This is a genomic window from Cellulomonas septica (assembly GCF_012396155.1).
GTDB classification, from domain to species: Bacteria; Actinomycetota; Actinomycetes; order Actinomycetales; family Cellulomonadaceae; genus Cellulomonas; species Cellulomonas septica.
Genome location: NZ_JAAXOY010000626.1, coordinates 1 through 2,051 on the forward strand (window position 1 = coordinate 1; position 2,051 = coordinate 2,051).

Sequence of the window (2,051 nt, forward strand, 5' to 3'; positions counted from 1 at the left end):
CGCGGCCTGCGTCGCCCGGTCCCGCGCGAGCCGTCGCCCCAGGCGCGCCGCGGCACGCGGTTCCACGCGTGGGTCGAGGGCTGGTACGGCGCCGCGTCGCTGGTCGACGTCGACGCGCTGCCCGGCGCGGACGACGACTCCACGCCCGTGGACGTCGACGAGGAAGCGCTGCGCGCGTCGTTCCTGCGCACGCCGTGGGCGGACCGCTCGCCGCTCGCGATCGAGGTCGACGTCGAGACGAGCGTCGACGGGTACGTGCTGCGCTCCCGGATCGACGCGGTGTTCCCCGACGACGAGCGGACCGACGCCGCCGGGCGTGCGGTCGTCGTCGTCGACTGGAAGACGGGCGCGCCGCCGGCCGACCCGGACGCCCGCGCGTCGCGCGAGCTCCAGCTCGCGGTCTACCGGCTCGCGTGGTCGCGGTGGACGGGGACGCCGCTCGAGCTCGTCCGGGCCGCCTTCTGCTACGTCGGCACGGGGGAGACGGTCTACCCGCAGCGCCTGCTCGGCGAGGACGAGATCACGACGCTCCTGCGTCGCGCGACGTCCGACGAGTCCGACGCACCCGCGCCGAGCCCGTCGGTCGACGCGCGCACGACGGCGGACCGCGCCTGGCCGCAGAACGTGGACCGGGGAACGTCGAACCCGAGCGGCACGTCCCCGCGACCACGCCCGGCGTCGGCCGAGCGCCGGCCCCCGGACCGCCCGCCGGTCCCGGCGCAGGCCGACGACCGCTCCGTCTGACGCGTCCCGATCTCGCTAGGGTCCACGGCATGTACGTGATCGAGGCAGTGGTCGCGCCCGCCGGCGTCCTGACGCCGTTCGTCGTCGCCCACGTCGCCGCCCGCCGTGCGTCGCTCGACGGCGGTTTCGATCTCGTCCCTGTCACCGACGACCTGCGCGCCGAGGTGGCGCCCGGCGGCGCGGAGGTTCCGGGGTTCGAGCGGTTGTCGGTCGCGATGGCGGCGATCCTGCGTGACCTGTCGTCGGGCGGCCCGATCGCGTACGTCGAGTCGGAAGCCTTCGGTGGTGTCGGTACCGAGGCGTCGATCGTATGGCGGGACGGCGACGTGATCGCCGGACCGCTCACGCTCGCGGAGCACGAGTCGCCCCCGCTCGACCAGAGCCCGATCAACCGGGCGCTCGCGTCGATCGGAGCGACCGTACGTCCGCCCGCGTGCGACCTTTTCGCCACGCTGGGGCTCGACCGCTACCGCGCGACGGAGGACTGGGCGGCGGCGGCCGACCGCTGATGCTCCCTCAGGCGCGCGACCGGAGCGATGAGCCGTTGCGCGGCCGAGCGGCGGTCGACGTCAGGCGTACGACGCGGACGACTCCACGTCGGCGAGGCGGGTGTGCTCGTCGAGGTCCTGGAGCATCGCGACGGCGTCCGCGACGACCTCGTCGTCGCCCGTCCGCACGCCGTAGAGGAGCCACCGGGCGAGCGCGAGCTCGCCCGCGAGGAACGCGCGGCGCTGCAGGTGCGGGTCGGTGAGCTCGGTGCGTCGCAGCTGGTAGGCCTCCATGACGGAGTCCGCGGCCTCGGGCGACGCGGCGACCAGCAGCCACGACAGGTCGTCGGCGGGGTCGGCCACGACGGTGTCGCCCCACCCCAGGAGGCCGCTGACCTTGCCCTCGTGGACGAGCACGCGCTCGGCGGACAGGTCGCCGTGCACGACGGTCGGTCGGAACCGCCACATCGCGACGTCCTCGAGCTGCTCCTCCCAGCGCCGCAGCAGCGCGGGCGGGACCTTGCCGGTGCGGGCGGCCTCGTCGACCTCGGCCTGCCGGCGCTGGCGGTACTCGGTGGCCTCGTAGACGGGCAGGCCGACGCTCTCGACGAGGGACGTGGGCAGCTCGTGGAGCGCCGCGATCGCGCGGCCGAGGTCGGCGGCGAGCCCGGGACCGGGGCGGAGGGTGTCGACACGCAGGGGTGCGCCGGGGATCTCGGCGTGCACCGCGGCGCGTCCACCCTCGGGGAGGTGCGCGAAGCCGACGGGCCGCGGGACGGCGAACGGCAGCGCGCCGGACGTGGCGTGCTCGGCGAGGCC

Annotated in this window: 3 protein-coding genes; 2 read left to right on the forward strand and 1 reads right to left on the reverse strand. The window is 75.8% G+C overall.

The features are described 5' to 3' along the window. Together HGA02_RS17405 and HGA02_RS17410 are read left to right on the forward strand one after the other, a co-directional pair. Positions 1-744, forward strand: a 744-nt coding sequence (locus HGA02_RS17405) for a PD-(D/E)XK nuclease family protein (protein ID WP_168680469.1), incomplete at its 5' end; no start/stop codon positions are given. Between the two features lie 29 nt (positions 745-773). Further along, positions 774-1,253, forward strand: coding sequence for a hypothetical protein (locus HGA02_RS17410; protein ID WP_168680471.1), 480 nt, complete (start codon positions 774-776; stop codon positions 1,251-1,253). Positions 1,254-1,313: 60 nt separating this feature from the next. Here HGA02_RS17410 and HGA02_RS17415 read toward each other — a convergent pair. Then, positions 1,314-2,051 (reverse strand): phosphotransferase (locus tag HGA02_RS17415; RefSeq protein WP_168680473.1); only part of this gene is annotated, 738 nt, incomplete at its 5' end.